The following is a 26,588-nucleotide window of genomic DNA, read 5'->3' on the forward strand; positions in this document are numbered from 1 at the left end:
CACAGGTTATTTGGCGGTGCAAAGTCATACCACCACCTCATCACTGTCAGCATTGGTTTTGCCGAAGCGCCGACCGAGGCGGTCGAAGTACAGGTAGATCACCGGCGTGGTAAACAGGGTCAGCACCTGGCTCACCAGCAAACCGCCGACCATTACCAGCCCCAGTGGCTGACGCAGTTCCGCCCCGGAACCAGTGGCGAGCATCAATGGCACCGCGCCGAACAGTGCGGCCAGGGTGGTCATCAGAATCGGCCGGAAACGCAGCAGCGCCGCCTGATAGATCGCCTGCTCCGGCGCCATGCCCTGCGTGCGTTCGGCGTCGAGGGCGAAGTCGATCATCATGATCGCGTTCTTCTTGACGATACCGATCAGCAGGATGATGCCGATGATCGCGATCATGCCCAGGTCATTGCCGCTGAGCAGCAACGCCAGCAAGGCGCCGACCGCCGCCGATGGCAGGGTCGAGAGAATGGTGATCGGGTGGATGTAACTTTCGTAAAGCACGCCGAGCACGATGTACATGGTCACCACCGCCGCGAGAATCAGCAGCAAGGTGCTCGACAGCGAGGCCTGGAACGCTTCGGCCGCGCCCTGGAACTGGGTCTGCACGCCAATCGGCATGCCGATGTCCTTCTGCACCTGATCGATGATGTCCACCGCATGCCCCAGCGCCACGCCGGGCGCCAGGTTGAACGACATCATCACCGCCGGGAACTGACCGATGTGGGTAATCGCCAGTTGCGCCTGACGCTCCTCGACATGGGCCAGGCTCGACAGGCGCACCTGCGCACCGTCAGTGGTCTTGACGTGAATCTGATCCAGCGCCGCCGGCCCGATCTTCTCCCCGGCCTGCGCTTGCAACACAACGCGGTACTGGCTGGCCTGGGTGTAAATGGTGGAGATCTGCCGCTGGCCGAAGGCGTCATACAGCGCATCGGTGATGTTCTGCACCGAGACACCGAGACGCGAAGCCGCGTCGCGGTCGATCACCAGATAGACCTGCAGGCCTTTATCCTGCAAGTCGCTGGCGACGTCGGTCAGCTCCGGACGCTGGGCCAGTGCCTCGACCAGACGCCCGCTCCACTGGCTGAGCAGTTCAGAATCCGGCGAGGACATGCTGAATTGGTACTGGGTACGGCTGACTCGATCCTCGATGGTCAGGTCCTGCACCGGCTGCATGAACAGGCGGATGCCGACCAGCTTGTCGAGTTGCGGTTGCAGGCGCGCGATCACCTGCGTGGCGCTCAGATCACGCTGGCCGTGCGGCTTGAGATTGATCAGCAGGCGCCCGCTGTTGAGCGTGGCGTTGTCGCCGTCGACACCGATGTAGGACGACAGGCTTTCAACCGCCGGATCTTCGAGAATCACCTTGGCCAGCGCCTGCTGACGCTCGCCCATGGCCGCGAAGGAAATCGACTGCGGCGCCTCGGAAATGCCCTGGATCACCCCGGTGTCCTGTACCGGGAAGAAGCCCTTGGGTACAACCATATAAAGGAACACGGTCAGCGCCAGGGTACCGATGGCCACCATCAGGGTCAGCGGCTGGTGCTTGAGCACCCACTGCAACTTGCGCCCGTAAGCAGCGATCATCCAGTCGATGAATGCGCCACTGGCCCGGTAGAAACGGCCCTGCTCGTGTTCTTGCGGTTCACGTTTGAGCAAGCGCGCGCACATCATCGGCGTCAGGGTCAGCGAAACCACCAGGGAAATCAGGATCGCCACCGCCAAAGTGATGGCGAACTCGCGAAACAGCCGCCCGACCACGTCAGCCATGAACAGCAGTGGAATCAATACCGCGATCAGCGACAGGGTCAGGGAAATCAGGGTGAAGCCGATCTGCTTCGCGCCTTTGAGAGCCGCCTGCATCGGGCTGTCGCCCTCCTCGATGAAGCGCGCGATGTTTTCCAGCATCACAATCGCATCGTCGACCACAAAACCGGTGGCGATGGTCAGCGCCATCAAGGTCAGGTTGTTGACCGAGAAGCCGGCCAGGTACATCACGCCAAACGTGCCAATCAGCGACAGCGGCACCGCTACCGACGGAATGATCGTCGCGCTGGCTCTCCGCAGAAAGAGGAAGGTCACCATCACCACCAACGCAATGGCGATCAACAGTTCGTGCTGCACGTCAGTAACCGAGGCGCGGATGGTCTGGGTGCGGTCGGTGAGCACGGTGACGTCGAGGCCGGCCGGCAGGTTGTCGGTGATGCTCGGCAGCAAGGCCTTGACCCGGTCGACCACCTCGATCACGTTGGCGCCCGGCTGACGCTGGATGTTCAGCAGTACCGCCTGATTCTGGTTGGCCCACGCGGCGAGACGTTCGTTCTCCGCGCCGTCGACGATTTCCGCCACATCCTTCAGACGCAGCGGCGCGCCGTTCTTGTAGGCGAGGATCAGGTTGGCGTAGTCCTTGGGCGACGTCAGTTGGTCGTTGGCATCGAGCATCGAGACCCGCGTCGGGCCGTCGAAGTTACCTTTCGGTTGGTTGACGTTGGACGCGCCGATCAGGGTGCGCACGTCTTCCAGGTTCAGGCTGTTCGCCGCGAGGGCTTCCGGGTTGACCTTGATCCGCACTGCCTGACGCTGACCGCCGGCAATACTGACCATGCCGACACCGCTGATCTGGGCGATCTTCTGCGCCATGCGCGTATCGACCAGGTCATTGAGCTTGGGCAGGAGCATGGTTTTTGAAGTGATCGCCAGGGTCAGCACCGGGGTGTCCGCCGGGTTGACCTTGTTGTACACCGGTGGTGCCGGCAAATCGGTTGGCAGCAGATTGGTCGCAGCGTTGATCGCGGCTTGCACCTGCTGCTCGGCGACGTCCATGTTGATGTCGAGGCTGAAGCGCAGGGTCAGCACCGAAGCGCCGCCGGAGCTGGTCGAGGCCATTTGCGTCAGGCCGGGCATTTGCCCGAACTGGCGCTCGAGCGGCGCGGTCACGGCACTGGTCATCACGTCCGGACTGGCGCCGGGGTACAGGGTCATGACGCGAATGGTCGGGTAATCGACCTGCGGCAAGGCCGAGACCGGCAGCAGGCGATAGGCAATCAGGCCGGCCAGAACAATGGCCAGCATGCTCAGGGTAGTGGCTACCGGACGGAGGATGAACAGCCGCGAAATGTTCATGCGCCCTTCTTGGCCTTGTCTGTAGAGGCGGTGTCATGCGCGCTGGCTGCGGGCTTGCCTTGCAGGTGTTCGGTCGGCGTTGTCGGCACGTCATTGCTGTCGTTGACCACTTCGACTTCACTGCCCTCCTTCAAGCGGTCGGTGCCTTCGAGCACCACGCGGTCGCCCGCCGCGAGACCTTCGGTGATCACCGTGTTGTTGCCATCGCTCGCGCCGATCTTCAGTTGGCGGATGGTGACTTTCTTGTCGCCGTCCATTGCATAGACGAAGGTGCCATTGGTGCCGAACTGAATGGCTGCCGACGGTGCCAGCACTACACCCTTGAGGGTGTCAGCCAACAGGTGCACGTTGACGAACTGATTGGGGAACAGCGACTGGTCGCGGTTATCGTAACGGGCCTTGAACTTCAGGGTGCCGGTGGCGACGTCGATCTGGTTGTCGAGGCTTTGCAGGACGCCGGTGGCCTGGATTTTGGTGTCGCCGCGATCCCATGCCTCAGCGGGCAGTTTGGCGCCGCTGTGGTAACGCGCCAGCACGGTTTCCAGATTGTTCTCCGGCAGAGTGAACACCACGCTGATTGGCTGAGTCTGGGTAATGACGGCGAGGAACGTGGTGTCGTTCGCCGCCACCAGGTTGCCGACGTCGAGCTGACGCAGGCCGACGCGACCGGCAATCGGTGCGCGGATCTTGGTGAATTCGAGATTGAGCTTGGCGTCGTTGACCGCCGCCTGATTGGTCTTGACCGTGCCCAGATACTGGCCGACCAGCGCTTCGGCGGTGTCCAGGGTCTGCTTGGCGATACTGTCTTCCTTATACAGGCCACGATAACGCTCGACGTCGACCTGTGCGTTTTTCAACTGCGCCTGATTCTGCAGCAAGGTGCCTTCAGCCTGGAGCAAGGCATTCTGATAAGGACGCGGATCGATCTCTGCCAGCAGGTCGCCGGCCTTGACCATCTGCCCTTCTTCGAAATTGATCTTCACCAGTTCGCCGCCCACCCGGCTGCGCACATTGATGGTATTGAGCGCGGTGACCGTACCCAGGGCCTTGTAATACAGCGGGAAGTCACCCGTGACCGCCGGTGCCACACGCACCGGAATCGGCCCGGCCGCCCCGCCGAAGCCCGGCCGCATCATCCCCGAACGCCCGGTGTGGCCGGCAGCAGCTTTCTGCGCGCCCTCCTTGTGGGCTGAACCGGCGGGCCAGAATTTCCAGCACAAAGCGGCGATGATCAGCAGCACAAGCAGGCTCAACAGCCAGCGACGAGAGTTACGGGAGGACGATTGCATGGAGTGATTTACCATTGGGCGCGTGGGCTTCTTTTTACGGGAGGCTGAACGATAAGCACTGACGGGACTTAAGCAAAGCAGCTTTACCGGCTATTTACTTTCAACTTACGTTACAAGGTGTGAGCCAAGACACTGATACACAAATGAAAACGGCCTGGACAGGGCCAGGCCGTTAACAATTGTAAAAGCGCTTATTTCAGTACGGCGAGTGCTGCGTCGTAGTTCGGCTCTTCAGCGATTTCCTTGACCAGCTCGCTGTGCAGCACGTTGTCGTTCTCGTCCAGCACCACCACGGCGCGGGCGGTCAGGCCTTTGAGCGGGCCATCAGCGATGGCTACACCGTAGTTCTCGATGAACTCGGCGCCGCGCAGGGTCGACAGGTTCTGCACGTTTTCCAGGCCTTCGGCGCCGCAGAAGCGGGCTTGGGCGAATGGCAGGTCAGCCGAGATGCACAGCACCACGGTGTTGGCCAGTTCGTTGGCCTGAGCGTTGAACTTGCGTACCGAAGTCGCGCAGGTCGGAGTGTCGACGCTTGGGAAGATGTTCAGCACTTTGCGCTTGCCGGCGAAGCTCGCCAGGGTGACGTCGGACAGATTGCCGGCAACCAGAGAAAAGGCTGGCGCCTTGGAACCGGCTTGTGGCAACTGGCCGTTGACTTGAACCGGGTTGCCTTTGAGGGTGACTTGAGCCATGACTTTAGTCCTTCTGATGTTTTGATTGGAAAGCATGCAAGAGGCCGAAGTTAACCACGAAATTGTCCGACGACCTATGCCCTGAATGAAAATTGTCAGGGGTCTGCGCGAAAAATTGTATACAACCCACCCCCTGTAGGAGCTGCCGCAGGCTGCGATCTTTTGACTTTATCTTTTCATCAAGATCAAAACATCGCAGCCTCGTTTCACCGACAGCTAAAAGAATTGGTCAGTCGGGCATAGATCGGATGATGTCGGCTAGATCATCCTTGGTTATTTCATTGCCCTTGATAGCAGCGGCAATATCGGTTTTGGAGAGCGGAAACCGTTTGAAAATTTCTTTCAAGGTTTGCTCATCAACATTGATCAGCCAGAGCGGATCTATAAATGAACCGCCATACTCAGGCTTCATGGGTACTTCTTCGTGTGCAATTGCACCTTTATGATTGAGATACACCACATAACGGTCATGCCCTTCAGGAAAGCTTTTATCGTGATAAAGGGTAGTCCCCAAAGGCAGGACATAGTAATTCTCGTCGCCATTTGGCCCTTCAATCAGCAACGGTTCTTTAGTTTTGATCATTTTCATATTGTGCCCCTTCGAAATATCGCCAAAAATCAGAAAAGCCAAAAAAAACGCATTGACGGATAAAACTGCCACCAGCCATAGGCCAAGACGCCTATTTGTAAACATTTTTCTTATCATAAGGGGCCTCGGTATTCGCTTCGAGCATGGCTTGTAAATCCGCCGGCATGAAAATACCGTCCTTCGGACTACTTTGCGTACGCGCTGCCTGTCTTTCGATGAAAGAAAGACCTCGCATCTCATTGAATTTCGCCGGGTTCTGCACAATTGACTTTCCCGAAACCTTTGCTCCTGCAATTGTCACGGTTGTGCAGTTATTCGTAGTCGGATGATAGTTCGATGGCAAGACATACCGAGCTGATGAGGCAGTCTTTTTTCGCTGTTCTTTTTGCTGGGCGACAATACCGTCGAAATGAGCGATCACAGCCTCGGCTTTTGCATTTTCCAAAAAATAAACAAAACCTGTTGTTGTACGCCCCAAACTGTTTTCACCAGAGATGTACGCTTTGAAGGACGTCCAGACGTTCAACACGCCTTCGCCCTCGCTATCGAATGTGCCCCAGGTTTTTCCATAGCGACCAAAGTCATAAGTAATGTCTTTGCTATCGACCACCACGTGTAAAGCCGCGTGCCCGAAAGGATGCTCTTCTTTATCGCGGGTGTAGGGACCACCCACCAGCACTTCCATATACGCACCGGATACGACCACCTGATTGGTTTTTGTGGTTTTCCCTGATGCGCCTGTATTTTTTGCTGCCTGGGTTGTGCTGGTAGTTTTAGTAGGCTGAACCATTAAAGATGTTCCGTATCTTCAAGTTTCGGAAACTTTATGCTGCAACTCCCTCTGGGAATATTTGCAACATGCACAAAGCCATTTTCGTCGAGGACGCCAGTCATCAAGGTTCCATCGGGAAGCGTCAATTCATACGCCTCGTTGGCTACAGGTTCATCTCTTTCATTAAGCAACTGAAACTCGACGAAAGTCTTTTCTTTCAGAAACTGCGAGAAGAAGCTGGCCGGAGCACTACCAGAATCACCGACGAAGGTGTCGGGTGATCCAGCAGTAATCGTCGCTCCACATGCCGTTTGGGAACCGACATGGGCAACGTCCTTTCCCAACCCAAAAACATGGGGGGCGCCCGTTGTTATGGGATTACTGCCGTGAATCGGGCAGGAATAGATATCTCCTACCAAAGCTACGGGAGTCGAGTTAACAAAAATAGGACTTGATCCAGTGGTGATATTTCCACCGTGACTCCCTGGATCTCCGAGCCTTGCGACTGGCTTTCCTGCCATCGTTTCTCTCCATTGAATATCACGACCTGCGGATGTTACCCGATCTTGTTTTGGAAAACAGGGTATCCATGGCACCTCCGGACCGGATAGAAAATACGACCGGCTAGAGTCTTTTTTGGTTGGTCGTTGACCGTTCCAACGCGCGGCAAAGGAATGTAACAAGAGAGCTCTGCGCGCCAACTCACGAATCTGACGCAGAGCGTCAAGGGCTGCATTGCTTTGCTGCGCGAGGGAAGGATCATGATCAATCAGTCTTTAAGTTCTACGTGATCCAGTGCTTGATTTACCGCCAACTCGCCCAGCATGACGACCTGAGCAATACCCAGTGCTGTTTTGCGCTGGGAGGTTTCCAGCGAGGCAGCGAAGTTGATGAGCATCTCGCTGGCCGAGCCGAGGGTTTCGCTGGCGTTGGCTAGAAGAGATTCGGTGTTGTACCTGGGATTGGCGAGGTACATGGACTCCGGCTCGTTGGCGCTGGACATGATACGGGCGGCGGGATTGAGGTAGTAGTCGAGGGCGCGGTCGGCGGCTTCGTGGAGTTTTTTACTGTCGACTGATGCGTAAGGGGTTGTGGTGTTGGCGTCTGATTCTGGGGGGTTGGGTGTTGGTTTTTTCATGGTGTAACTCCACTGAATAGTCGGAGCTGCCCCCTTCGGTTTCCGGACGAAGAGGTGGCAGCTGTACGCAGGTTGGAAACCCGGGCAGCGGCGACCCGGACGACCCGAAGGTCCCCCGCGCACAGCCGCCATAACGGAGTGCACACATTCGAAGTGCGCAAGGATACGTTATGAAAGGCGTGTACGCGCCACTAATACCCGTCGGGGTTTCCAGTCCCGGTCGCTGAATTGGCAGCGACGAACACAGGCTAGAGACCCGACGTCCGACGGACAACCTGAAAACCCTGTGGGAACGTTCCGCAAAATCGAAACAGCGTTTAAACATCCTGAATTGAAATACGCACGGGGAGCTGCCGAAGGCTGCAATCTTTTGATATTGGTTTTTAACGACAGGGGCAAAAGATCGCAGCTTGCGGCAGCTCCTGCATTGGCAGTTGCAGCGTGTCGGATTGCATTTGTTAAAGCGCAGCTTTGCGTCTTTTATTCAGACACCTGTCGATTCATGCGCGGCCCATTCGACTAAACCATGAATCCCCCCATTCCCTGGAGAAACCACCATGCGATTCATGATTCTTGTCAAAGCCAGCGCCGACTCCGAAGCCGGCATCATGCCCAGTGAAGAACTGATCACCGCCATGGGCAACTTCAACGAAGAACTGGTCAAGGCCGGCATCCTCATCGACGCCGACGGCCTGCACCCGAGCAGCAAAGGTGCACGCGTGCATTTCTCCGGCGACAAACGCACGGTCACTGACGGGCCGTTCATCGAGACCAAGGAGCTGGTGGCCGGGTACTGGATCTGGGAAGTGAAATCGAAGGAAGAAGCCATCGAATGGGTCAAGCGCTGTCCGAATCCGATGCCAGGCGATTCCGATATCGAGATCCGCCAGATCTTCTCTGCTGAAGATTTCGGCGCCGAGTTCACCCCCGAGGCGCGCGCACAAGAAGAGCGCGTTCGCGAACAGGCCGAGAAAAACGGCTAATCCCCTGACCCTGTAGGAGCTGCCGAAGGCCGCGATCTTTTGACTTTATCTTTTCTTCAAGATCAAAAGATCGCAGCCTTCGGCAGCTCCTACATAGCGGGATGTTCAAAGCACTTGAACATTTCCAACTACAACTTTCTTTTTCGAGTCTAGTATTTTCTCGATTAACTCGTAAGAAACCCTTTGATTTTCCTGAAGCGTTTTAAACCCAGAGGAGGTAATTTCAGAAGAATGCACAAATAGATCGCAGTCTCCCTCATCTGGAGTGATAAAACCAAAACCCTGTGAATCGCTAAACCACTTAACCGTCCCGGTAGCCATTTCCATCACCTCTCAACCGTCCATTCGGTGACCGATAGACATCGGCCTCTCACCGCCATACAGCGCTGGTTCCACGTCCCCTGCAACTGTCAAGTCTGACAGGTGCTCCTCGCTTTTCGACCAACGGTAGGCGTCCAGTCGTTACACCATCGTTCTGTGATTTCGTAGACAAAACCAAAGAATTAATCCATTCGACTGGATAACCGCCGATTTGCTGCTAGCGTCAATCAGACGTGTCCTACAGGCTTGATTAAAAAGGGAATACGTCCAACGGCCAAGAAGTGCCGAGGCGTCCATGCAGTAGCCACCAGGGAAACGGGGATCGCAAAAAAGACAAGGTCGACACGCACGAAATCAGCAGCGGTGACCTGTTCGGTACCCGCGATCACCTCAAGGGCAATTACCTGTATCGCTACGCCGGCGCCAACATGGGCATCTTCGGCAACTCTGCCGAAGAGGCGAACTACATCGGCGCGCGACTTCTACCAATTGGCCGTCAGCCGCCTGCAACCACAAGGCATTGTCGCCCAGTGGCTGCCACTGCCAACGCAGAACATCGACGACTCGCGCGCGCTGGTGCGCAGCTTCCTCGATGTGTTCCCGTATGCCTCGCTGTGGACCAGCGAATTCCACGAGATGTTGCTGGTCGGTTCGCTGCAGCCGATGCAACTCGACGCCACGAAAATCACCGAGCGTTTCCAGCAGGACAGCGTACGCAGCACCTTGCAGGATGTCGGGATCGGCTCAGCCGCCGCGCTGCTCGCGACCTGGGCGACTGATCGCGCCGGGCTTGAGCGTTTTGCCGCAGACGCGCCGGCGGTGACCGATGATCAGCCGCGCATCGAATACGCGCCGTGGGTGCGCAGCAAAGAGATAACCAGAGTGCTGCCGGCGCTATTGGATTTGTATGTGCCGCCGCCTCTGGTCAATGCCGATGCCGGGTTCACCGAGCGAATGGAGGCGCACCGCCAGCGCCTGATGCAGTTCTACCGCGCCAGCCTGCACGCCTATGACGGTGATCGGGAAGCCTGGGGGCGGGATATCCGCGAGGTGATGCAGGGGGATCGGGCGAACCCGTATTTCCGGTGGTTTGTAGGGCAGTAATGCTGCCTCTTGCAGGAGCTGCCGCAGGCTCGGGCCGCGATCGGACGATCTTTTGATGTTGTTTTTAAAAACCAGGATCAAAAGATGCAGCCTGCGGCAGCTCCTACAAGGCCCCTCAGTTATTTGGACTTGAGCTTCAGATACATCTGATGCATGTCATTCGCCCAGCCATCAATCACCGGTTTGACGTCGGAGGCCGTCATCGCCTGCGTGTCATTTTCCAATGGTTTGCCGGTGCCTTTGCGCACCACTTGCGCCACAACCTTGTTGCTGCCGCCGTCGAGGAACACGGCTTCGGTGGCCAGGGTGGTTTCCTGATCGCGGATACCGCTGGCAGTGCTGACCGCTGCCGCCACCAGTGCCACCGGGATCACTTCATACGCGTGCAGGCCTTCGGTCTTGCTGCTTACTGCGGTGATCGCCGCCCGCACCACAATCACGCCCGGGCCGGGGCCGTTGGCCAACGGCAGGTCTTTGCTGATTTCACGCTTGAGCGCCTGATCGTAGTAAGCGGTGATCCCGTTGAGGGTCTGTTGGGAAATCTTCGCGGTCGGTTGCGGCTTTGGATAGAGCTGGGTCGGTTCGACGTACACGCTGGTGAACTTGCTGATATCGACCTTCGGATCAATCCAGCGCATCACCTCGGCACCCGAGGGCGATTTGGCCTCCCTGAGCTGGCTGTAGTCCTTGAGAAAGCCGGAATACTCATCGGGAGCGACGGTTTTGCTGGAGCAACCCACCACGCCAAGGGTGGCGATGCAGAGGGTGCCCATCATTACTGCAAGCTTCATGCTGTAACTCCTGTCAGAACGCCGAGATATATTGCCTGGCGGGAAATACAGTTATAGCCAATGCCGGGGAAATTACCTTGCACACACGCAAGATTCCCACGCGGTTGCATAGACACTGATGCTTTGTGGGAGCAAGCAGGCTCGCTCCCACAGTTCCTGTGTCGAGATCAGGTTCCGGGTGTTACCAGGAAGACGTCGCCCCACTCTTCAACGCCATCTCGCGCCGGCTGTTGGCGCGCATCGCCTTGATCAGCGACACCGAACCCACCAGCAGAATCGCCGCGCCGAACAGGAAGTCGATGTTGTACAGCTGGAAGTCCTGCACCGGCCCCACCAGCAGCACCCGCACCACGGCAATCGCCACCAGCGTCGCGAGGAAGTCGATCCCCGGCTCGTCGCGATAGAACACGTGCAGCAACGGCAGGCACAGCACCAGCAGCAACAACAGCACCACGACCTTGAACGAGCCTTTGCGCTCGACGCTGAACGCGCATTCGTGCGGGCCGTAGGCCTTGTAGTCCTCGTCGCGGATCATCGAGTTTTTCTCGTTGATGTATTCGACGCGGTTGTACTTCTGGATCGGCGTGAAGGTGTTGGACATATCCATCAGCGTGGTGATGTTCTTGAAGCGCAGGTCAATGCGCTCGCTGCCCTTGAGGTAATACAGCACCGGTTTGTAGCCGTAGCGATAGGTGTCGAACGGAAAGTCGGTGACCTGGCCCTGCACGCCGATCGGGCGAGGTTCAAGCTCGGCGTAGGCGCTTTTGGTCGGTGAGGCGAGGTTGCGGCTCAGAGGCTGAACCTTGACCTGTTCGAGGAAGATCGGCGTGACGCCGTACGACCACTGCAACGGTTCCAGGCGCAGACGCAGTTCGTTGCGGCCCAGATCGTAGCGGTTGAAGGTGCGTTCGGAGACCACCAGCGAGCCACTGAGCATGAACTCGCCGCGCAGGTTGTTGGTGACGCGCAAGGTCAGTTGATCCTTGCCCAACAGCGCCGCTTCGGTGGACGGCGGCGCGCCGCACCACGCGGTGCTTTCACCGGCGCCGCCCAACTGGCCGTCGCGGTTTTCCTTGAACACATAGAAGTAACTGGCCCACAGCGTCAGCATCAACAGCAACGCGGTGAGGCCCAAAATCTTTTTGCCCGCACTCACTACCCAGACTCCCTTCTTCGTTCCGTCGTCCAGCCGAAAACCCGCTGGCGACGGGGACTCTACCAAAAGGCCAGCATCGACCCAAGGAAAAATCCGGGAATGCTGCGGGATGTAAGGGTTTCCCTTGCATGTCACCGCAAACACCTGTGGCGAGGGAGCTTGCTCCCGCTGGGTGGCGAAGCCGCCCCAAACCAGACAACGCGATTTATCTGACGGATCGCATCATGCCTGTTTGGGAGTGCTGCGCACTCCAGCGGGAGCAAGCTCCCTCGCCACAGAGTCTTCAGCGTCTACGGAACAGGGGGCGCGGCTCAATCACCGAGCGGCCGTACAGTACGCTCATGCCGGCTAGGCCCTTCAATGCATCTTCGGCCGATTTGTCCTCGCGCACCGCAAAACTGTCGAACCCGCACTGGCGCATATGGCTGAGCTGATCGCGCAACACATCGCCAATTGCGCGCAACTCGCCGGCCCAGCCAAACCGGCTGCGCAGCAGATACGCCTGACTGTAGGCGCGACCGTCGCGAAAGCTCGGGAAGTCCAGGGCAATCAACGGCAACGAGGCCAGCCACGGCACCACACTTTCAACTTCATCGTCCGGGCTCAGCCACACCGCGTGGGTCGAGGACGATTGCAGCCAGTGCGCCAGCGGCAGGATCAGCAACCCCGCAGGCCTGCCCTGCTCCGGCTCGCGAACCAGCGTCCACGGATCATCCTCGATCAGGCGTGCGACACCTTGCTCCAGCCGCAGCAAATTGTTCATGCCGACACCTCCAGCACTTTCGGGTAAACCCGTTCCTTGAACGGCTCCAGGCCAATGCGCGCTACGGTGTCGACAAACAGTTCCTCACTTTCGCGGTAACGCACAAAAGTGCCGATGATCCGTTCGATCACCTGTGGCACTTCAGTTGCGCTGAACGAAGGGCCGATGACTTTGCCCAGTGCGCTGTTTTTGCCTTGCGCACCGCCGAGGGTGATCTGGTACCACTCGCTGCCGTTTTTATCGACACCGAGAATGCCGATATTGCCGATGTGGTGATGGCCACAGGCGTTCATGCAACCGGAGATGTTCAGGCTGATGTCGCCCAGATCGTGCAGGTAATCGAGGTTGTCGAAACGCGCCTGAATCGCCTGGGCAATCGGGATCGACTTGGCGTTTGCCAGTGCGCAGAAATCGCCGCCCGGGCAGGCAATGATGTCGGTCAGCAGGCCGACGTTGGCGCTGCCCAGATTGCGCTCGCAGGCAAGCTGCCAGAGTTCGTACAGATCAGACTTTCGTACATCGGGCAGGACGATATTCTGCTCGTGGGCAATGCGAATTTCGCCAAAACCGAAACGCTCCGACCAGTCGGCCACCGCCAGCATCTGCAACCCGGTGACATCACCCGGCGGCGCGCTCAGCCCCGGTTTGGTCGATAGCACCACGCTGGTGTAACCGGGTTTCTTGTGCGGCTGCACGTTGCGCGCGACCCAACGGGCGAACGCCGGGCTTTCGGCCAGACGCGTGCCGAAGTCCAGATCGGTGTCAGCCAGGGTGTGATAGATCGGCGGCACGAATGCCCGGGCGACTCGCTCATACTCGGCCTCGGTCAACTGCGCAGGGCCGTCCTTGAGGTGCTGCCACTCTTCTTCGACTTCCCTCGCAAATGCCTCGATGCCGAGCGCCTTGACCAGAATCTTGATCCGCGCCTTGTACTTGTTGTCGCGCCGGCCATGCCGGTTGTAGACCCGCAGTACCGCCTCGACGTAGGACAGCAGATGCTGCCACGGCAAACCTTCGCGGATCTGCAGACCGAGGATCGGCGTGCGCCCCAACCCGCCACCGACGATCACCCGCAGGAGCATTTGCCCGTCGCGCCCCGGGTAAAGATACAGGCCAATGTCATGCATCATGATCGCCGCACGATCCTGCTTCGCCGAGCAGATGGCGATCTTGAACTTGCGCGGCAGAAACAGGAATTCCGGGTTGATCGTCGACCATTGGCGGAGGATTTCTGCCAGTGGGCGCGGGTCGATCATTTCGTCCGCCGCGGCCCCGGCGAAGGCTTCGGTGGTGATGTTGCGCACGCAGTTGCCGGAGGTCTGGATCGCATGCATGTTGACCTGCGCCAGGCGCTCGAGGATGTCCGGTACCTGCGCCAGTTCGATCCAGTTGAATTGCAGGTTCTGCCGCGTGGTGAAGTGGCCGTAGCCGCGATCGTAATCGGCGGCGATGCTCGCCAACGTGCGCATCTGTTCGGCACTCAGGGTCCCGTAGGGAATCGCTACCCGCAGCATGTACGCGTGCTTCTGCAGGTACAGGCCGTTTTGCAGGCGCAGCGGCAGGAACTCTTCCTCGCTCAACTCTCCGGCCATGAAGCGCTCGACCTGATCGCGAAACTGCGCAACGCGCTCGAACACCAGTGCGCGGTCGTAATCGTCGTATTGATACATGCAGCAGCCACCTCATCAGGTTTGAACACAAATTCAAAACTGTGGGAGCGGGCTTGCTCGCGAAAGCGGTGTGTCAGGCAACTGACTTGTTGACTGACACACCGCTTTCGCGAGCAAGCCCGCTCCCACAGGATTTTCCCCTGACTATGGACGAGCAGCGCAGCACGCAACAGATTCACCTGAAACGATAAAAACCGTATCAGGGCGCGGCAGATGGCCGCAGGCAGCACTTCAATCTGATCCGTACAAATGAAATATTCCTGAGCCTGTTTTGTTTCCGGTGCTGTTCCTACAGTGCAGCTCGTGCCAGACCGGGTGGCCTGGCAAGACTTTGCAACCGTGGAAGAACTGACCATGAGCACAGCAACAATCGGACAGGCTTATAACTACAAGGTCGTCCGCCAATTCGTTATCGCGACGGTTTTCTGGGGTGTCGTGGGCATGGCGATGGGGGTATGGATCGCCTCGCAACTGGTGTGGCCGGACATGAACCTCGACCTGCCCTGGACCACCTTCGGCCGCTTGCGGCCATTGCACACCAGCCTGGTGATTTTCGGTTTTGCCGGCAGCGCGCAATTCGCCGCCAGTTACTACGCGGTGCAGCGCACCTGCCAGGTGCGGCTGTATTCGGACAGGCTCGCGGCCTTCACGTTCTGGGGCTGGCAATCGGTGATCGTGATCATGCTGATCACCCTGCCAATGGGCTACACCACCACCAAGGAATACGCCGAGATCGAATTCTCCGGCGCGGTGTGGATGGCGGTGGTCTGGGTCGCGTATGCCATCGTGTTTTTCACTACGGTGGTGCAGCGCAAGACCAAACACATCTACGTCGGCAACTGGTTTTTCGGCGCGTTCATTCTGGTGATCGCCATGCTGCACGTGGTCAATCACCTGTCGATCCCGGTGGACTGGTTCAAATCCTATCCGGTGTATTCCGGGGCCACCGACGCCATGGTGCAGTGGTGGTACGGGCACAACGCGGTGGGTTTCTTCCTGACCACCGGGTTCCTCGGGATGATGTATTACTTCGTGCCGAAACAGGTCAACCGCCCGGTGTATTCATACCGGTTGTCGATCGTGCATTTCTGGGCACTGATCACTCTGTACATCTGGGCCGGCCCGCACCATTTGCACTACACCGCGCTGCCGGACTGGGCGCAGTCCCTCGGCATGGCAATGTCACTGATCCTGCTGGCGCCGAGCTGGGGCGGGATGATCAACGGCATGATGACCTTGTCCGGCGCCTGGCATAAGTTGCGCACCGACCCGATTCTGCGGTTCCTGGTGCTGTCGCTGGCCTTCTACGGCATGTCGACCTTCGAAGGCCCGATGATGGCGATCAAGACCGTCAACGCCCTGTCCCACTACACCGACTGGACCATCGGCCACGTTCACGCCGGCGCGCTCGGCTGGGTGGCGATGATCACCTTTGGCGCGACTTATCACATGGTGCCGAAAGTCTTTGGCCGCGAGCAGATGTACAGCACGCCGCTGATCAACCTGCACTTCTGGCTGGCGACCATCGGCACGGTGTTGTACATCGCCTCGATGTGGGTCAACGGCATCACTCAGGGCCTGATGTGGCGGGCGATCAACGAGGACGGCACGCTGACCTACTCCTTCGTCGAAGCACTGCAGGCCAGTCATCCGGGGTTCATCGTGCGCTTTGCCGGCGGAGTGTTCTTCCTCAGCGGCATGCTGCTGATGGCCTATAACGTCTGGCGCACGGTGCGGGTTGCCGACGTGTCGCTGGCGCGCAGCCAGGCACAGATCGCCTGAGGCAAGGAGCCGACGATGTTCGACATTTTCTTGAATGTGCTGGGCGTGGTGTTTCTGTGGCTGGCGGTGGAGTACTGCCTGCGCCACCAGACGGCGGAAAGCCTCGACGATGCGAGCATGGTGCCGTTTGCCGATGATCCGGAGGTGGCACGGCGAGTGGAGCTGGCGACGGGGAAAACCGTGAAGGCGGTGGCACCGGAAGAGGCGAAACCGGGCTGGGTCAACCTCGAGATGTAGGATCACCCTCAATCCACTGTGGGAGCGGGCTTGCTCGCGAAAGCGGTCTATCAGTCACCATCAATGTTGAATGGGCTGCCGCCTTCGCGAGCAAGCCCGCTCCCACAGGGGAAAATGGTTGAAGCCCTGATATCAGCTGCGATCGCGCGGAATCAGGCTCTGCAGCTGCTGCGCCAGAAAGTCCGCATCAAACACAAAGGTGTCGGGATCCTTCAGGCCATTGGTCTTGCGCCATTGCCACTCGCCACTGGGCAAGCCCACCAGCGAAATGCTGCCATAGCGCGCCGCCGTCAGGCCCATCACCGCCAGGGAAATCTGCCCGGCACTGCCCATCACGTCCGGCACGAACTCCACCGGTTTGCCGGCGATCACGATGCTGAGTTTTTCCGTCTTGAAGGTCGAGGTTTCCACTGGTGTGCTCGGGCCGAACGCGACGTAAGCCTCGCGGCTCACCTCCAGCAGATTCGGTGCCTGTACCGGCTCCAGCCATTGCTGGATATGGCCGAACAGTTCAGTGATGCGGCTGGCCCACGCCTGGGACTGCGTTTCGAACAGTTGCTTCTTGTGTGCTTCACTCTCGGCATAGTGACGAAGCATTTCGCCCAGTTGTTGTACGTCGTTCATCGGTACGTTCCTCGGGGAGAGCCTGCGATAGTCGATAGTGACAGATCGACGCGCCGGCGTACGTTAAACCTCGGGCGTCGGTACCGTGACACTTGGCAAAAGGATCAACGGTACAGTTGCTTTGTACTGGCATACGCCCCTGAACCGATGGACACTCGGCCCGGGCCCGACTTTTTCGCTACGGGCCATCGTTCGAGGAATTTCAATGCGCACTATCGGGCTGATCGGCGGCATGAGCTGGGAATCCAGCGCTGAATATTATCGTCTCATCAATCAACAGGTCCGCGACCGCCTCGGCCCACTACGCTCGGCGCAAATCCTGATGTACAGCGTCGACTTCGGCCCGGTCGAACAGGCCCAGCACGCCGGGCGCTGGGACGCTGCGGCGGCGATTCTGGTGGATGCTGCACGCAGGCTCGAGGCCGGCGGCGCCGAATGCGTGGTGCTGTGTACCAACACCATGCACAAGGTCGCGGAGCAGATTCAGGCGGCGATCAGCATTCCGTTCCTGCACATTGCCGAACCGGCGGCGCAGGCTGCATTGGACATTCACGCGCACACAGTTGGCTTGCTCGGCACGGCGTTCACCATGGAGCAGGACTTTCTCAAGCAGCGTCTGATTGCGCAGGGTTTGACGGTACTGGTGCCGGACGACGCCGAGCGCAAGGACGTGCACCGGATCATTTATGACGAACTGTGCGTCGGGGTGATCAGCGACGAGTCGCGCCAGATCTATCAACGGGTGATCGAAGCGCTGACCGCGCGCGGCGCTCAGGCGATCATCCTCGGCTGCACGGAAATCGGCCTGCTGCTCAAACCCGAACACAGCGCCCTGCCCCTGCTCGACACCACCGAGCTGCATGCGCAGTCGGCGGTGGCGTTCGCCTTGGACGATTGACTCCACAGGACTTTTTGGCTTATCGACGACGCAGACGGGCCATGCTCAGGGTGTCGACCCATTGCCCGTCGCGCACGGCGTAGTCACGGAACAGGCCTTCGTTCTCGAAGCCGAACTTGCGATACAGGCCGATGGCCGCCTCGTTGTCGGCGTACACCGAGAGTTCGACCCGGTGCAGGTTCATCCAGTTGTCGGCGATGTCCAGCGCCGCCGCCAGCAGTTTCGACCCGACCCCCTTGCCCTGCCACGCCACAGCGACGGCCATGCCGACGCTGCCGGCGTGCGCGCGGCGAATCCGCGAATAGTTTTCCAGCCCGAGATGACCGACCACCGCGCCCTGATGCAGCGCCACCAGTTTGACCATCCGCTCGTTCTCCGCCAGCAGCCGTTGGCGCCAGATCTCGGTGGACTGAAACGGCATCTGCAACACCTGCCGGGTCACGGCCGGATCGTTGTACAGCGCGGTAACGGCCTCGATGTGGGATTCGTTGAAGCGTTCGAGGGTGATGGCGGGGTTGTGGTCGGGCATGGCAGATCCTTCCTGGATCGATGTGTGGCTGATCACTCTAAACTGCCGGTTATCAATTTGGCGAGGTTTCAAACTGTGGGAGCGGGCTTGCTCGCGAAAGCGGTGTGCCAAGTGTCGCGGATATTGAATGTGCTGACGCCTTCGCGAGCAAGCCCGCTCCCACAGGGGATTGGGGGTGTTGGAAGGATTGGCTCAGGTCTGGAACCACTCCTGGCGCTCATTGAAGGTGTGCTGGATCAGCTCGACCAGGGTTTGCACCTCGGCGACGTTCAGGGATTCAGCATTCACCGCCAGCCACGCCTGTAGCTGCATCGGCTCATCAAACAGCCCCGGCAACGCCACCAGCCCCCGGTCGAAACGACTCATGTACGCCGGCAGCAAACCAATGCAAGCGCTGCAACGGATCATCTCCAGCATCAGTTCATAAGACTGCATCTGCACCACACCCGCCAGACGCTGTTCGACCAGGTGATTCCACGGCCGGAAACTGTCGATCTGCCGGTCGTGTTGCCATTGCACCAGCATGAAATCGCTGAGGTCTTCGGCACTCTCCGGGCGTGCGGTGACGCGGGAATAGCGTTTGGCGATGTGCGGCAGGTAATCCAGACGCGCCAGGGCCTGCGGCTGACTGGTGGCGAAGGTAGGGCCGGGGCTGGGGGTTTCGCCGTGAGCCAGCCACAGCACCACGTCGGCGCTGACTGCGCGCAAGGCCAACTCGCTGTCCAGCGCAATGATCTCGAGGCGCACGCTGGCATTGCGGCGCAGCAACGCGATCAGGTCGCGACCGATAATGTCATGCAGGATCGATTCGGCAACCGCCAGGCGGATCAACGGTTGCTCGACCACCGGCAGTTTTCGCTCGTGGGCCAGCGCGACCAGTTGCGCCTGCAACTGCTGGCCTTCGCGGGTCAGGCTCAGGGCGCTGCCCTGAAAGCTGAACAGCGAGTGCTGCAGTTCCTGCTCGAGCTGCGCCAGTTGTTTGCGCAGCAGAGTCGAACGCACGTTGAGGCTGCGCGCCGCCTGCATGAAGCAGCCACAGCGGGCACTGACCAGAAAGTATTGTGCGACATCGGCATCGATGGTCGCAGCTTGCGCCAGCCATGGCTCGCGCTCGCCCTGTGCCCAGCGATAGTCGGGGCTACCCTGTCGTCCTGCGGGTTCGGTGAATGACATCGATGACTCCCTGTCGATCTTTGTATTTTGGAAAACGCCACGGTTCTAATGTGGGAGCGGGCTTGCTCGCGAAGAGGCCATGCCAGCCAACTTGTTTGTTGAATGACCCACCGCTTTCGCGAGCAAGCCCGCTCCCACCCGGATCTGCGGAGAATCACGATCAGTGCTTCTCTTCCAGGACCTTGTTCAGCTCAGCCCCATCAATACTCAACGTCGCGGTATTGAGCATCCCGTCCAGATACGCCTGGGCAATCTGCTCCTGACGTTGCGCACGCAAGGCCTGGGTCAGTTGATCGCGCAGTTCGTCGAGGGTCGCGGTACGTGCCGGTTGCTGTTCGGTGAGTTTGATCACATGGAAACCCGCCGCGCTCTGCACCGGATCGGACACCGCACCAACCTTCAATTTCGCCACCGCCCCCCGCACCTCCGGCACCAGTTGCTGCAACGGTTGCAGCCCGCTATCACCGCCCCGCTCGGCGGTCAGGCGATCCTGTGAATACTGGGTCGCCAGCGCGGCAAAATCCCCCGGCGCGCCTTGGGCTTTCCTGCTCAGCTCAGACGCCTGTTTGCGCACGTTTTCCAGACTCTGGGCATCTGGCACCGCGAGGAAAATCTGGCTGACCCGATACAGCGCCGGAGTCTGCCAGTTGGCCTTGCCGGCGTCATACGCCTGCTGCAACTCGGCCGTACTCGGATAGTCCGCCGGGACTGTACTGACCGAGCGCAAGTAATCGCGAAAGACGATCTGCTCGCTGGCCGCGCGGGTTTGCCGCACCACGTCCGGACGCTGCGCCCAGCCCTGAGCGTCGGCCTGCTCCAGCACGGCTTTTTCCGCCAACCGCGAACGAATCCAGCGCTCCAGCGCTTCACGGTTGCCGCGCAATTGCTCGCGAGTCGCCGGCGGGACGGTCGCCAGCAGCGCCTGCAACTCCTGCGGCGTCACTTGCTGATTGCCCAACCGCGCCACCGCAGGCCCCGCAGCAACCGCCGCCAACGGCGACGATTGCTGGGCGGCAACCGGGTCAGCACCCGGTCGCAGCACCAGCGCCACGGCTACCACCAACAGCGCCACTGCCCCGGCGCCGATCACCATGGCAGGCTTTTTCACAGCGCGACTTCCTCTTGCTCAGCGGTGGCGACTTTTGCCGTCGAAGCTTGTGCGGCCTGGCTGAAATCACGCAGGTAGACGATGAACTCCTGCAACAGGCGATCCCACAATTCCAGGTTACCGCGCAGGTGATCGTGGCTCACACCGGCCGCCAGCACCACGTCCATCTCCATCACCAGAAACTCGCCCTGCAACGACAACCGCGCAAAACGCCGGGTGGCGTTCCACTGTTCGGCCACGCCCTGTGGCAACTCACCTTGCACCCGCAGCGCACAGCTGAAAGTGAAATCGACGTAGCTGCCCTGCTCCACCGCCGGGTTGCCGAAACGCACGGCATAGCCAATGCCCTGACTGGCGCTGAGCAACTGCACGATGCCGTTCTGTTCGGTCTGGTTGACGCGATAACCGGCCGCTTGCAGGACTTCGGTCAGGGATTGTGGGGATACGTGGGAGATCAATTGAGTCATTACTTCTTCCTTGTCTATGAGTCTATTAATCAGTGCGCAATCGCAGCTTGCGGCGCATCGAATTGAGTCTTGTACAGTTCATCGCCAAAGCCCTGAGCCAGTTCATCGAACTTGACCCGGGCGCTGCCCGCAAAGGGCTGGCGGATCTTCATCACCTCGGCCACATCGATGTTTTCGTAGGCGCTGAGGATCTGCTTGGCGACGCCATACATCTGCTGATTCTTGACTGAACATTGCTGCACTTGTGTGTCACGTTCAGCCAATTGCGCCTGAAGCTTAGACCGTTCTGCTTCTTTGGCACGGGCCATGACCAACAACTCGTCGTAGGCTTTCTTGAACTTGCCGACCTGTTCGCTGCTGGCGGCGATTTGCGCCTGCGCCTGGCTGTGCAGGTTTTGCTGCTGGCCGGCCAGCTGCTCGGCCACGCCTTTGGCCTTGGCCAGTTCGGCGGTCAATTGCTTGATCTGCGCCTGCGCAGCCTTGGCCTCGTTCTGCGCCGCCAGTTGCGCGGCGCTGGCCTGGGCCTGCTGGCTCTGCAGGGCCTGCAACTGCTGGGTGGTGCTGCGCAACTGGGTGCGCAAGCGCTCCTCCATGCCTTCGGCACTGGCCCCTTGAGCCATGAAAAAACTCAGCCCCAACAGTAAAACTCGTGCGTGCATGACCGTACTCCCGGCGCCTTAGAAGCGCGTGTTGATCTCAAGCTGCAAGACGTCGATGTCGAACGGCGCGCCGTACACCGCCTCGGTGCTCAGCCAGCGGCCAGTGGCGTAGACGTTCTTTGCCAGACCGTAATTGCCGCCGAGGAAGTAGCCCTTGGCGTTGGTGCCGCCGAGGTGGAACGAGGAATCGTTGAAGCCGTCGGGCAAGGCATCCGGCTGGATGTACTTGTAGCCGGCGAACAGGTTCCAGTCGCCCTGCTTCTTCAGGTCCAGCGCGTTGCCGAGGGTGAACTGCACCATCCACGCATTGGCGCCGCTTTCGATGTCGCCGCTGCTGTTGAGGTTGTTGACGATCTGCCCCTCGGCGCGTTTGCGCATGTCGCGTTCGTCGTAACCGAGGTTGTGGATGTAGTTGCCCTGGCTGCGCAATTTGAAGTCTTGCGGCAGGTCGGCGTCCCACACCAGGTTCAGGTCGAGCAGGTTGAACTCCGACGCCAGGCCGACGAATTGCGGCTCCGGTGTGGTGGTCGGGTTGGCCGGGTTCGGCGTGATGTCGCGCAGCAGGAACACGCTGTTGCCCTTCTGCATGAACGCTGCACGGGTGCCATCGGTGTCGCAGCCCGGAGCGCCGGCCCACGGTTCGCAAGGACTGGAGCGTTGCCCTTGAATGTCGTCGAAACGGTAGTAGGCCAAAGCGCCCTTGAGGCGGTTGTTGCTGTTGATCGCCCACTTGGCGCCGATCTGCGCGCCGTACAGCCACTTGTTGTCGCTTTCTTCCTTGTCGAAACCGTTGCTGGTGGTGGTGTCGTTGGTGTAATCCACCGGGAACGCGCCAACGGTGCCGAACACGCCCCAATCGCGATTGAGCTTGTGGTCGAAGATCGCCGCTACACCGTCGAAGTTCAGGTCATTGGAATAGAGCATGTCGGTGGACATGAACGGGTTGGCGAAGCGCCCGCCGGTCAAGGTCAGCTCATCGGTGGGTTTCCAGTTCAGGTAACCCTGATCGAGCCAGATGTCCTTCTTGGCAAAACCGCCGCCGAGGGTCTGGGTGGTCGACACCGGGTTATTGTCCGAACCGGTGCCGATACGGATGCCGGCGGTCCACTCCGGCGAGATCACCGCTTTCATGCCCAGACGCGCACGCAGGCGGAATAGGTTGGTGCGGTCTTCACGGGTGTTGAGCAGCGGCGGCAGGCTGGTGCTGCTGTTGGGGTTCACGTCGTACGGGCCGTTGTTGTTGAGCTTGGCGAAGTCGACGATTTCGTTGCTGTTGCTGCCCGAGTAGTAGCGCGATTCGTCGCGCAGGCGGATGTCGCCATCGAAGCTGATACGCGAAGCCCAGTCCGGGAAGGTGTTGGGCGCCGCCCAGTTTTCCTGCTTGGCGGTGGCCATGACCTCGGCCTTGACCTGATCGCGGATCTGGTCGCGCACCGCGGCCGGTACGTACTGCACGCGCACATCGCCCGGCGCTGCGACCGGACCTGCCGCCACCGCAGTCGAAGCCGCTGCCTGCCTGGCCTGGGCGGCTTCGTTCTGCGCCTGGGCGATCAGCGCGTCGGCCTTGTCCTGTTTCAGAATGCCCTGCTCGACCAGCAAGCGGATCAGATTGATCGTGGCGTTCTCCGAGGGCGCAGGCGCTGCCGCGGCCTGGCCGACCAGGGTCGCGATGACCATGCCGACCGCCAGGGACAATCGATTCACGTTGGAAATCATCTGCACACAACTCCTTTTGGCAAAGCTTGAATGCTTGGCAATGAATAAGTGGGTTAACCCGGACGCCGCCCTTGCAGGGACAGGCGCACAGGCAAAGTCATGGAGGCCGGTGGCCGTTCGCTCAGGTGCGGCGCGTTACGCAGCGCCGCCAGCACCTGGGTGTCGATCTCGGAATTGCCGCTGGACTTGACCAGCTCGACCCGGGTGATTTCGCCGACGCTGCTCAGCCACACATCGGCCTGCAGCGAAAATGCGAGGTTGCGCAGGTCGGGGTTCTCGCGCAGCAAGCGCTGAAACGTGAACGCGAGGAACTGGCTGTAGGTGCCGGTGCCCAGGCGTCCACCACCCGCACCGGCCATGCCGCCACCCTTGCCGGCGCCGATGTTGAAAGCGTCGTTGCCACTCTGCGCGTCACCGTCCATTTGCATCGGGTTGGCCAGATCGTCCGCCGGTGATGGCGGCGCCTCTTCCTCAGGCTTGACCTCCTGCGGCTCGGGCGTTGGCTCAGGCTCGACGACCTTTTCTTCCACCGGGGTTTCCGGCTCCGGTGGTTTTTCCGGAGGTGGCGGCGGCGGCGGCAACGGAATGATCGTCGGCACCTTCGGCGCTTCACGGCGCACGCCGCTCATGTCATTGGCCCACTGCCACAGGAACCACGCGGCGAGCGCGCCGAGCAGCAGCCCGGCACCCCACTTCAGGTAACGCAACGGCGAACGCTTCACCGGCAGCGGCTCGATCGGGAGTTGTGCGGTCATCACTCAACCCTGCGTCGGTTTGCCGGTCACCAGACCGACCTGGGACAGTTCGAGCCGGCGCAACAGATCCAGCACTTCGATGACCTTCTGGTACTGCACGGTCGCGTCACCGCGCACGATCACCGGGAAGTCCGGGCTCTGCGCCTTCTCGATGCGCAGGCGTTCCTCCAGCTCGGCCAGGGTCACCGGGTAGGCGTCGAGAAATACTTGGCCGCCATCGTTGACCGAAATCGCCTTGGTCTTGGCCTCCGACAGCGACACCGAGGCGCTGGCCTTGGGCAGGTTGATCTGGATCCCGGAGACCTGCGCGGTGGCGGTGAGGATGAACATCACCAGCACCACCATCAGCACGTCGACCAATGGGGTGATGTTGATGCTGTCCACCGCTGCATCTTCGTCATCGTCGTGGGAGGCATTTACGGACGCCATGGCAGTGTTCCTCAGGCCGGTACGGAGTGGTTGGCGTGATGACCGCGCTGATGCGACGCCTCACTGAACTGGCTCTCGCCGTGCATCTCCGCCAGACGCGTGATGAACTCGTCGACGAACACGCGCATGTCGGCGCTGACTTCCTTGTTGCGGGTGATCAGGCGGTTGTAGCCAAACAGCGCCGGGATCGCGACGAACAGGCCCATGGCGGTGGCGAGCAATGCGGCGGCCATGCCCGGCGCGATCGCGTTGATGTTGACGTCGCCGGCCATCGCGGTGCCGAGAAACACCACCATGATCCCCAGCACGGTGCCGAGCAGGCCGATGTACGGGCCACCGGCGATCGCGTTGGACAGGGTCGAGAGTTTCGAACTGAGCGCCTGGTTCTCGCGGGTGCGCACGCCGTCCATCGAGCAACGGATGGCTTCGATGGTGGCGGCGGACACCGAGGAGGTATCGGCGCCCTGCTCGCGGCGGGTGCGGATTTCCTTGACCGCCACCGAGTACAGGCGCCACAGCGGCGAATGCTGCAGAAGCTGAGCCAGTTGCGCGTCGTCAGCGAACATTTCCAGACGCGTACCGACCTTGGCGAATTGCTCGCGGAAATCCTCGTTGGCCTTGCTCACGCGGCTGAGGGTGCGGTTCTTGCGCAGCATGATGATCCACGACTGGAACATCATCAGCACCAGCACGGCGATGATCACCCAGGCGTCGACCGGCACCGCGTTGAGCAGGAAACCGAGGCTGCCGAAGCCGAAACCGGACTGTTCTTCATCGACCCCGTAGGCCACCAGTTTCGACTCGGCACCTTGCGCGGTGGCGTCGGCCAGCAGCAACGGCGCCGGACGCGCGACTTTCGACAGGCGCAGTTCGTCGATGGCGCCCACGAATGGCTGGTACGGGCCTGCGGCCAGATCGCCGCCAATCGCCATCACCGAATTGAACGCCGGCATCGCCTGAGCGAGGGTCGCACTCTCACGACCATTGATGTACAGGCTGACTTTCGAACCTTCGGCGGTCAGCGCGACGTGCTGCCATTGGCCCGGGTTCAGCGGCTGAGTGGCCACGGCGCGCTGGCCGTCGATCTCCACAAACGGCACACCCTGATTGACCCCGACCAGCAGACTGTTGGCGCCTTCACGGCGGGCCAGGATCAGTTGCTCGCCATTGGCCTGATCCAGACGCAGCCAGGCGCTGAAGGTGAACGCGCTGCCCGCGCTGTGCTGCAACGATGGACTGGCCGGCAGCAACAACGGCTGACCGCTGAACTGCAAGGCGCGCCCGATCACACCGTCAATCGCCGCGCCAGTGGCGCTTTGTGCGGTGTTGCCGTAAGCGGTGGTGTCCTTGGCCGGGGTGCCGGTAGCGCCGTCGAAGTGATACAGCGCGGTGTAATTCGGATCGAAGGTCAGTTGGCCGTTGCCAGTCCCCGGGGCCTTCTGGTTGCCGTAGTACATCCAGATGTCCTGACGCTGGCCGCCCTCGACATTCGGCACATCGACCCAGATCAGCGCCATGCCCATCAGCGCGTCGAAGCTTTCGATCTGGTGGTTGAGCACGGTCTTGTCATCGGCGGCGACGAAGCGCAAATCCGCGCCGTCTTCCTTGACGCCATCGAAGGTGAAGTTGCCGGTGTGCAGGCGCACCAGCAACGCGGTGCGGCCCAGCGCCTGATTGATCCCGGCGCCCTGCGGCGTGGTGTCGACGGCGATCTGTTTGCGGTAATGCCAGTCATCTTGCCACCAGGCCTGAGCCGTGGCCGGGAGCACGAAGCCCAGGCAGATCAACAACGAAAGAATGAGGCGCTGCATGAACGT

General features: G+C 60.1%; 26 protein-coding genes and 3 pseudogenes. 6 read left to right on the forward strand and 23 right to left on the reverse strand.

Translation table 11 applies throughout. The features are described 5' to 3' along the window. Nucleotides 1-24: 24 nt before the first annotated feature. The 7 genes from M0814_RS27350 to M0814_RS27380 form a co-directional block, all read right to left on the reverse strand. Nucleotides 25-3,126 (reverse strand): MdtB/MuxB family multidrug efflux RND transporter permease subunit, encoded by a 3,102-nt coding sequence (locus M0814_RS27350; RefSeq protein ID WP_103484504.1) that lies wholly within the window; start codon nt 3,124-3,126, stop codon nt 25-27. After that, the gene (locus M0814_RS27355; protein ID WP_003224499.1) at nt 3,123-4,430 is read right to left on the reverse strand and encodes an MdtA/MuxA family multidrug efflux RND transporter periplasmic adaptor subunit; all 1,308 of its coding nucleotides are present in this window, start codon (nt 4,428-4,430) and stop codon (nt 3,123-3,125) included. Before M0814_RS27355 ends, M0814_RS27350 begins: the two co-directional genes overlap by 4 nt. A gap of 176 nt (nt 4,431-4,606) precedes the next feature. Next, the gene (gene tpx, locus M0814_RS27360) at nt 4,607-5,107 is read right to left on the reverse strand and encodes a thiol peroxidase (RefSeq protein WP_003224497.1); all 501 of its coding nucleotides are present in this window, start codon (nt 5,105-5,107) and stop codon (nt 4,607-4,609) included. 229 nt (nt 5,108-5,336) lie between these two features. Next, on the reverse strand, nt 5,337-5,696 hold the full coding sequence (locus M0814_RS27365; RefSeq protein ID WP_247868553.1) for a hypothetical protein: 360 nt from the start codon (nt 5,694-5,696) through the stop codon (nt 5,337-5,339). Nucleotides 5,697-5,787: 91 nt separating this feature from the next. Further along, the gene (locus M0814_RS27370) at nt 5,788-6,486 is read right to left on the reverse strand and encodes a hypothetical protein (protein WP_103484506.1); all 699 of its coding nucleotides are present in this window, start codon (nt 6,484-6,486) and stop codon (nt 5,788-5,790) included. Then, nucleotides 6,486-6,989 (reverse strand): PAAR domain-containing protein, encoded by a 504-nt coding sequence (locus tag M0814_RS27375; RefSeq protein ID WP_103484507.1) that lies wholly within the window; start codon nt 6,987-6,989, stop codon nt 6,486-6,488. The genes M0814_RS27370 and M0814_RS27375 overlap by 1 nt, the downstream gene beginning before the upstream one ends. Before the next feature lie 248 nt (nt 6,990-7,237). Continuing rightward, on the reverse strand, nt 7,238-7,606 hold the full coding sequence (locus M0814_RS27380) for a DUF6124 family protein (RefSeq protein ID WP_103484508.1): 369 nt from the start codon (nt 7,604-7,606) through the stop codon (nt 7,238-7,240). 557 nt (nt 7,607-8,163) lie between these two features. Here M0814_RS27380 and M0814_RS27385 point away from each other — a divergent pair. Next, on the forward strand, nt 8,164-8,589 hold the full coding sequence (locus M0814_RS27385) for a YciI family protein (RefSeq protein WP_103484510.1): 426 nt from the start codon (nt 8,164-8,166) through the stop codon (nt 8,587-8,589). 105 nt (nt 8,590-8,694) lie between these two features. Here the strand turns inward: M0814_RS27385 and M0814_RS27390 are convergent, their stop codons facing one another. After that, entirely contained in the window at nt 8,695-8,910 is a 216-nt protein-coding gene (locus M0814_RS27390) for a cold-shock protein (RefSeq protein WP_103484514.1), read from the reverse strand. A gap of 326 nt (nt 8,911-9,236) precedes the next feature. Here M0814_RS27390 and M0814_RS27395 point away from each other — a divergent pair. Both M0814_RS27395 and M0814_RS27400 read left to right on the forward strand, forming a co-directional pair. After that, nucleotides 9,237-9,383 (forward strand): annotated as a pseudogene (locus tag M0814_RS27395) (DUF1254 domain-containing protein); the annotation flags it as partial. Then, nucleotides 9,382-10,014 (forward strand): annotated as a pseudogene (locus M0814_RS27400) (spermidine synthase); the annotation flags it as partial. The pseudogenes M0814_RS27395 and M0814_RS27400, both read left to right, overlap by 2 nt. A gap of 119 nt (nt 10,015-10,133) precedes the next feature. Here the strand turns inward: M0814_RS27400 and M0814_RS27405 are convergent. The 5 genes and pseudogenes from M0814_RS27405 to M0814_RS29215 all read right to left on the reverse strand — a co-directional run. Beyond that, on the reverse strand, nt 10,134-10,805 hold the full coding sequence (locus M0814_RS27405) for a DUF3313 domain-containing protein (RefSeq protein ID WP_003224489.1): 672 nt from the start codon (nt 10,803-10,805) through the stop codon (nt 10,134-10,136). 181 nt (nt 10,806-10,986) lie between these two features. Beyond that, nucleotides 10,987-11,961 carry a hypothetical protein gene (locus tag M0814_RS27410; RefSeq protein ID WP_003224487.1) on the reverse strand — a complete coding sequence of 325 codons (975 nt, stop codon included), beginning with the start codon at nt 11,959-11,961 and terminating at the stop codon, nt 10,987-10,989. A gap of 283 nt (nt 11,962-12,244) precedes the next feature. Then, nucleotides 12,245-12,724: a DUF934 domain-containing protein gene (locus M0814_RS27415; RefSeq protein WP_103484511.1), complete on the reverse strand. Its 480-nt coding sequence runs from the start codon at nt 12,722-12,724 to the stop codon at nt 12,245-12,247. Then, the gene (locus M0814_RS27420; RefSeq protein WP_103484512.1) at nt 12,721-14,394 is read right to left on the reverse strand and encodes a nitrite/sulfite reductase; all 1,674 of its coding nucleotides are present in this window, start codon (nt 14,392-14,394) and stop codon (nt 12,721-12,723) included. Before M0814_RS27420 ends, M0814_RS27415 begins: the two co-directional genes overlap by 4 nt. Nucleotides 14,395-14,433: 39 nt before the next feature. After that, nucleotides 14,434-14,523: pseudogene (locus M0814_RS29215) on the reverse strand (metal ABC transporter ATP-binding protein); the annotation flags it as partial. A 225-nt stretch (nt 14,524-14,748) separates the two neighbouring features. Here M0814_RS29215 and ccoN point away from each other — a divergent pair. Next, complete coding sequence (gene ccoN / locus M0814_RS27430; protein ID WP_103485597.1) at nt 14,749-16,176, forward strand: cytochrome-c oxidase, cbb3-type subunit I; 1,428 nt, start codon at nt 14,749-14,751, stop codon at nt 16,174-16,176. 15 nt (nt 16,177-16,191) lie between these two features. Next, on the forward strand, nt 16,192-16,413 hold the full coding sequence (locus M0814_RS27435) for a CcoQ/FixQ family Cbb3-type cytochrome c oxidase assembly chaperone (RefSeq protein ID WP_103485598.1): 222 nt from the start codon (nt 16,192-16,194) through the stop codon (nt 16,411-16,413). Nucleotides 16,414-16,545: 132 nt separating this feature from the next. Here M0814_RS27435 and M0814_RS27440 read toward each other — a convergent pair whose 3' ends face one another. Then, nucleotides 16,546-17,037 carry a hypothetical protein gene (locus M0814_RS27440; protein WP_103485599.1) on the reverse strand — a complete coding sequence of 164 codons (492 nt, stop codon included), beginning with the start codon at nt 17,035-17,037 and terminating at the stop codon, nt 16,546-16,548. 205 nt (nt 17,038-17,242) lie between these two features. Between M0814_RS27440 and M0814_RS27445 the strand changes: the two genes are divergently transcribed. After that, a complete protein-coding gene (locus tag M0814_RS27445; RefSeq protein WP_103485600.1) occupies nt 17,243-17,935 on the forward strand; it encodes an aspartate/glutamate racemase family protein in 693 nt (230 codons plus the stop codon). Nucleotides 17,936-17,954: 19 nt separating this feature from the next. Here M0814_RS27445 and M0814_RS27450 read toward each other — a convergent pair whose 3' ends face one another. The 9 genes from M0814_RS27450 to M0814_RS27490 form a co-directional block, all read right to left on the reverse strand. Next, a complete protein-coding gene (locus tag M0814_RS27450; protein ID WP_103485601.1) occupies nt 17,955-18,464 on the reverse strand; it encodes a GNAT family N-acetyltransferase in 510 nt (169 codons plus the stop codon). A gap of 192 nt (nt 18,465-18,656) precedes the next feature. Beyond that, on the reverse strand, nt 18,657-19,637 hold the full coding sequence (locus tag M0814_RS27455; protein ID WP_103485602.1) for a LysR family transcriptional regulator: 981 nt from the start codon (nt 19,635-19,637) through the stop codon (nt 18,657-18,659). A 160-nt stretch (nt 19,638-19,797) separates the two neighbouring features. Then, nucleotides 19,798-20,745, reverse strand: a complete 948-nt coding sequence (locus M0814_RS27460) for a peptidylprolyl isomerase (RefSeq protein ID WP_103485604.1) — start codon at nt 20,743-20,745, stop codon at nt 19,798-19,800. After that, complete coding sequence (locus tag M0814_RS27465; protein WP_003224470.1) at nt 20,742-21,212, reverse strand: YbjN domain-containing protein; 471 nt, start codon at nt 21,210-21,212, stop codon at nt 20,742-20,744. Before M0814_RS27465 ends, M0814_RS27460 begins: the two co-directional genes overlap by 4 nt. Nucleotides 21,213-21,241: 29 nt before the next feature. Beyond that, complete coding sequence (locus tag M0814_RS27470) at nt 21,242-21,871, reverse strand: hypothetical protein (RefSeq protein WP_003224466.1); 630 nt, start codon at nt 21,869-21,871, stop codon at nt 21,242-21,244. A gap of 18 nt (nt 21,872-21,889) precedes the next feature. Continuing rightward, nucleotides 21,890-23,587 carry a putative porin gene (locus tag M0814_RS27475; RefSeq protein WP_103485605.1) on the reverse strand — a complete coding sequence of 566 codons (1,698 nt, stop codon included), beginning with the start codon at nt 23,585-23,587 and terminating at the stop codon, nt 21,890-21,892. Nucleotides 23,588-23,640: 53 nt separating this feature from the next. Then, a complete protein-coding gene (locus M0814_RS27480) occupies nt 23,641-24,342 on the reverse strand; it encodes an energy transducer TonB (RefSeq protein WP_103485606.1) in 702 nt (233 codons plus the stop codon). Between the two features lie 3 nt (nt 24,343-24,345). After that, the gene (locus tag M0814_RS27485; protein ID WP_003224462.1) at nt 24,346-24,771 is read right to left on the reverse strand and encodes a biopolymer transporter ExbD; all 426 of its coding nucleotides are present in this window, start codon (nt 24,769-24,771) and stop codon (nt 24,346-24,348) included. Between the two features lie 11 nt (nt 24,772-24,782). Continuing rightward, on the reverse strand, nt 24,783-26,582 hold the full coding sequence (locus M0814_RS27490) for a MotA/TolQ/ExbB proton channel family protein (RefSeq protein ID WP_103485607.1): 1,800 nt from the start codon (nt 26,580-26,582) through the stop codon (nt 24,783-24,785). Between the last annotated feature and the right edge of the window lie 6 nt (nt 26,583-26,588).

This window comes from Pseudomonas sp. MWU12-2020, assembly GCF_023100605.1.
Classification (GTDB): domain Bacteria; phylum Pseudomonadota; class Gammaproteobacteria; order Pseudomonadales; family Pseudomonadaceae; genus Aquipseudomonas; species Aquipseudomonas fluorescens_H.